The 4,910-nt window shown below is 65.3% G+C and carries 5 protein-coding genes; all 5 read right to left on the minus strand.

The window, feature by feature from the left end:
* On the minus strand, nt 1–1,075 hold a 1,075-nt coding region (locus tag RHBS_RS24305), incomplete at its 3' end, for a BMP family protein (protein WP_237669649.1).
* A gap of 75 nt (nt 1,076–1,150) precedes the next feature.
* Nucleotides 1,151–2,596 carry a nucleobase:cation symporter-2 family protein gene (locus RHBS_RS24310; RefSeq protein ID WP_128646655.1) on the minus strand — a complete coding sequence of 482 codons (1,446 nt, stop codon included), beginning with the start codon at nt 2,594–2,596 and terminating at the stop codon, nt 1,151–1,153.
* Nucleotides 2,597–2,653: 57 nt separating this feature from the next.
* Nucleotides 2,654–3,142: a YbjN domain-containing protein gene (locus RHBS_RS24315; RefSeq protein WP_121873483.1), complete on the minus strand. Its 489-nt coding sequence runs from the start codon at nt 3,140–3,142 to the stop codon at nt 2,654–2,656.
* Nucleotides 3,139–4,482, minus strand: coding sequence for a D-inositol-3-phosphate glycosyltransferase (mshA, locus tag RHBS_RS24320; protein WP_187298615.1), 1,344 nt, complete (start codon nt 4,480–4,482; stop codon nt 3,139–3,141). Before mshA ends, RHBS_RS24315 begins: the two co-directional genes overlap by 4 nt.
* A 9-nt stretch (nt 4,483–4,491) precedes the next feature.
* A partial coding sequence (locus RHBS_RS24325; protein ID WP_145977589.1) for an alpha/beta fold hydrolase occupies nt 4,492–4,910 on the minus strand: 419 nt, incomplete at its 5' end.

The raw sequence follows: 4,910 nt of genomic DNA on the forward strand, positions 1-4,910 counted from the left end.
GCGACTCGACGGTGATGGAACCGTCGATGATGCCGGCCTCGATCGTGTCCAGCTCGCCCTGCAGTGCGGGGTCGACCTCGGACTCGAAGTCGTGGAACGGTGCGATACCGACTCCGTCGTTCTCGAGCGTGCCCACGTACGGGGTGTTGTCGAACGCATCGGCACCGGAGTTGGCGACGACCTCGTCGACGCTGGTCTTGAGTCCCTTGGTCACCGAGGTGAGCAACAGGTCGCCGACCGAGGGGTCGGACTCGAAGACGTCGGCGTCGGCACCGATGAGGGCGACGGGACGCGAAGAGTCGCGAATGGCCTGTGCCGCACTCTGATAGATGGGACCGCCGACCGGGAAGATGACGTCCGCGTTCTGGTCGATCAGACCCTGGGCGGTGTTCTTCGCGACCTCGTTGGCGGTGAATCCGCCGGTGAACGAGCCGTTCTGCGAGGGCACGTCCCAGCCGATGACGCGGACTGCCTCGCCCTTCTGCTCGTTGAAGTAGTTCACGCCGTCGGCGAACCCGTCCATGAAGATGGTGACGGTCGGCAACTGGGAGCCACCGAACGTACCGACCACACCGGTGGTGCTGTAGCTCGCGGCCGCGTAGCCGGCGAGGAATGCGGACTGCGACGCGTCGTAGGTCAGCGGCTTGACGTTCGGCAGATCGATCGTGGAATCGTCGATGATCGCGAAGTCGATGTCGGAGTTGGCCTCGGCGGCCACCTTGGTGGCGTCGGCCAGATCGAATCCGACGGTGACGATGAGGTTGCAGCCCTGATCGACGAGGTTGTTGATGTTGGGGCCGTAGTCGGTGGGCGATGCGGACTCGACGGTGCGCGGCTCGACGCCGAGCTCTTCGGAGGCCTCGGTCAAGCCCTCGAACCCGAGCTGGTTGAACGACTTGTCGTCGAATCCGCCACTGTCGGAGACCATGCAGGGCAGGAAGTCACTCGATCCGCCTCCGCCCGATCCTTCGTCTTCGGGGGCAGATCCACAGCCTGCGATCAGGGCGATGGCACCGAGCGACGCGACGCCGCCGAGTGCTGCCTTCCGCGTGCTCGTGCGGGTGACGAATGACAAGATGTCCTCCAATTTAGATGTGTTTCTTCTGGTCCGGGACGGTACTCGTGCGGGCGGGGGCGCGCAGGATTTCACTCAGGCGTCCTTGTCGGGCAGGGCCTTGTCAGGCACAGCCTTGTCGGGCAAGCTTCCGCCGTCGCCGAGCACCTTCGCTTCGTCCTCACGCACCATCACTGCGGGGCCCGCTGCCACCACCGATGGGTTCGCTGGCGTACCGGGCTTGAATACGTTGAAGAATACGTTGAGCACCACTGCGACGATGCTGGCGGCACTGATTCCGGAGTGGAAGATCGTGACGAACCAGTCCGGGAATTCGTCCCAGAAGTCGCTCGCGACAACAGGTATGAGACCGAACGCCAAGGTCACCGCCACGATGACGACGTTGGTGTTGTTGTCGTAGTCCACCTTGCCGAGGGTGCGGATACCGCTGGCGGCGACGGTTCCGAACAGCGCGATTCCGGCACCGCCGAGCACCGGAAGCGGGACGACCCCGACGACGGCCGCGAGTACCGGCGAAAGGCCCAGCAGCGCAAGCACGCCGCCGCCCATCGCGACGACGAAGCGGCTCTTGATGCCGGTCATCGCGACCAGGCCGACGTTCTGTGCGAAGGCCGTGGCCGGGAAGGTGTTGAAGATCGGGGCGACGGCGGAGGACACCATGTCGGCGCGCAGGCCGTCACCGACGCGCTTGGAGTCGACGTCGGTTCCGACCACTTCGCCGACGGCGAGGATGTCGGCGGTGGTCTCGACCATGATCACGAGGATCACGATGGTCATCGACACGATCGCGCCGATCGCGAATATCGGTGAGCCGAAGGCGAAGGGTGTCGGGACGGCTACCACGGACGCGTCGGCGACGCCGCCGAAGTCGGTCTTGCCGACGATCAGTGCCGCGATGGTGCCGACGACGAGTCCGAGCAGGATCGACAGCCGCGACAGTCCGGGGATCTTGGTCATCACCAGCACGGCGAGGAGGGTGAACATCGCCAGCCCGATGTTGCCGGGGTCCAGGTAGTTCGGGTTCGGCGCACCGCCAACCATCTCTTGGCCGGTGATCCAGCGTGCCGCCACCGGCATCAGCGACAGTCCGATGACGGTGATGATGCATCCGGTCACCAGCGGCGGGAAGAACCGAACGATCTTGGAGAAGAACGGGGCTATCGCCAATCCGATCAGCGCGGCCACCAGAACTGCTCCGAGCACCGTGCGCAGTCCGGTTCGCCCGTCCTCCGCGCTGCCGATGATCGTGAGAACCGTCGAGACCGAAGCGAACGAAATGCCCTGTACCAGAGGCAGTTGCGAGCCGAAGAACGGGATGCCGATCGTTTGCAGCACCGTTGCCACGCCACTGACGAACAACGCGCACGAGATCAACAGTGCCTGATCGGCCCCCGAGAGCCCGGCCGCTCCACCGACGATGATCGGAACGGCGATGACGCCGCCGAACATCGAGAGAATGTGTTGCAGACCGTATCCGAACATCTGCAGCACCGGCGGGCGAGCGTCCTCTGGCCTGGTCATCGCTTCAGGCTAGGAACCGGACGTTACCGGCAGCAACGCCGTCCCATTTCGGGCGAGTTACGCTTCCCGCTTGTCCACCAGGTGCTCGAATGCCTTCAGGTTCGCCAACGATTCGCCGCGCGAGACGCGCCACGCCCATTCGCGTTTGATGGACTCCGCGAATCCCAGCTCGAGCAGCACGTTGAAGTCGCCGTCGGCGGCCTCGAGGGTCTGGCCGAGAATGCGATCGAGTTCGTCACCGTTGACGGCGTGCAACGACATTCGGCCCACGAGGTAGATGTCGCCGACCTTGTCGATCGTGTAGTGAACCCCGTACAGGCGGCGGTTGCGTCGCAGCAGGTACTTGTAGACGCCCTCGAAGTTCTCGTCGGGTTTGCGGCAGACGAACGCTTCGATGCGGACCCCGTGATGCCCGACGTTCAGCATCGTCGTCGTCTTGAGTTTGCGTTCCCCTGGCAGTTCGACGGTGAACACCTCGCCCCGACGGGTGTAGTCCAGCTCGCGGTCCTTCAGTGCCCGGTCGATCAGTTCGGCAGTCTCGCTCATGCAGTCACAGCTCCTGATCTGCGTAGTTTCGACAATCCTCGGACGCGTCGCGGAGAGAACTCGCTCGGTCCCTCGCCTCGGTCGAAGTGGAACTTGGCCTGCCGGTAGCTCTCGATGAGTCCGTCGGCGGTGTGCTCCCAGGAGAAGTTGCGGGCGTGCCGCGGTGCCGCGGACGCCATGTCGGCCAAGGCAACTGGGTCCGCCAACATGGACGAGAGAGCATCCGCCCAATCCTCGGTGCGGTGGCCCTGCACCAGGCGTCCGGTCTCGCCCGATCGCACCGCCACGCCGAGTCCGCCGACGTCCGCGGCCAGGACCGGAGTTCCGCATGCCTGGGCTTCGATTGCAACCAGGCCGAACGATTCGTTGTAGCTCGGCACGGCGACGATGTCCGCGGCGCGGTAGACCTGGGCCAGGCGCGCCGACGGCTGCGGCGGCAGGAACGTCACCCGGGCAGTTATCCCGAGGTTCTCGGCGAGATCGATGAGGCTGTCGGGTCGATCCAGTCCGCTGCCGGACGGGCCGCCGACGATGAGGACGCGCAGTGGTGTCGTCGGATTGCGCTGCAGCACTTCGGCAGCCGCGGCGATCAGCACGTCGGGGGCCTTGAGCGGCTGGATGCGTCCGACGAATGCGACGATCGACTCGTCGGGATTCAATCCGAGTTCGGCGCGCGCCGCGAGCTTGTCACCCGGATTGTATTGCGCCAGATCGGCTCCCGGTGCAACCACATCGATCGAACCCTGCTGCGCACCGTAGATCTCGACGAGAGACTTCGCTTCCTCGGTGGTGTTGGCGATCAGTCGATCCGCCTCGGCCACCACCTGCTGCTCACCGATCTGACGTGCGGCGGGCTCGGGCGAGTCGCCCTGCGCCAGAGACGCGTTCTTGACGGCGGCGAGAGTGTGCGCGGTGTGCACCAACGGCACTCCCCAGCGATCTCGCGCCAGCCAGCCGACCTGACCCGAGAGCCAGTAGTGCGAATGCACCAGGTCGTAGTAGCCGGGTTCGTGGCGCGCTTCCTCCCGCAGCACCCCGGCTGCGAATGCGCACAGCTGAGTGGGAAGGTCGTGCTTGTCCAACCCCTCGAACGGGCCGGCGACGATGTTGCGCACCAGTACGCCGGGAGCTGCCTCGACGACGGGAGCGTCGGTCGACGCCGTCGCGCGGGTGAAGATCTCGACCTCCACGCCCCGCTTGGCCAGCTCTTTCGCGCTCTGCAGCACGTAGACGTTCATGCCGCCCGCGTCACCCGTTCCGGGCTGCGCCAGCGGGGAGGTATGCAAGGACAACACAGCGACCCTGTTCAGCTGGCGTCCAATCACTTCTTCAGTGTGCACGCCTCCACATTACGTCTCGATAACTACCCCCTTCTGACGACCGGGCAGACTCAGACCGTTCACGAACTCGGTCACCTCGGTGAGGAAGCGCTGCGGATCGGCTACGAACGGGCCGTGGTCGACACCATCCCAGTACGACGCTACCGCCGTGGGAATCAGCTCCGCAGCGTGCCGTCCGGCAGAGACGTCGACGACGGTGTCCTGCGTTCCGTGCAGGACGAACGCAGGGATGTCGAGGCTGCGCAGCAGGTCGTCGTGGGCAACCGCTCGATCGAACAGCGCGGCGCGAACCCGCGGCCTCGTGGACAGCGTCAAACCGAACAGTGCCTGCGCTTCCGTACCCTTGCCTTCGGTGGGCCCGGTGAGCGCATGCCCGAAACTTCCCAGCGCCTTGATCGCGACGCGAGGCTCCTCGGCCATCGCGCCGG

This window comes from Rhodococcus sp. BS-15, assembly GCF_000813105.1.
In the GTDB taxonomy this organism is placed as follows: domain Bacteria; phylum Actinomycetota; class Actinomycetes; order Mycobacteriales; family Mycobacteriaceae; genus Rhodococcoides.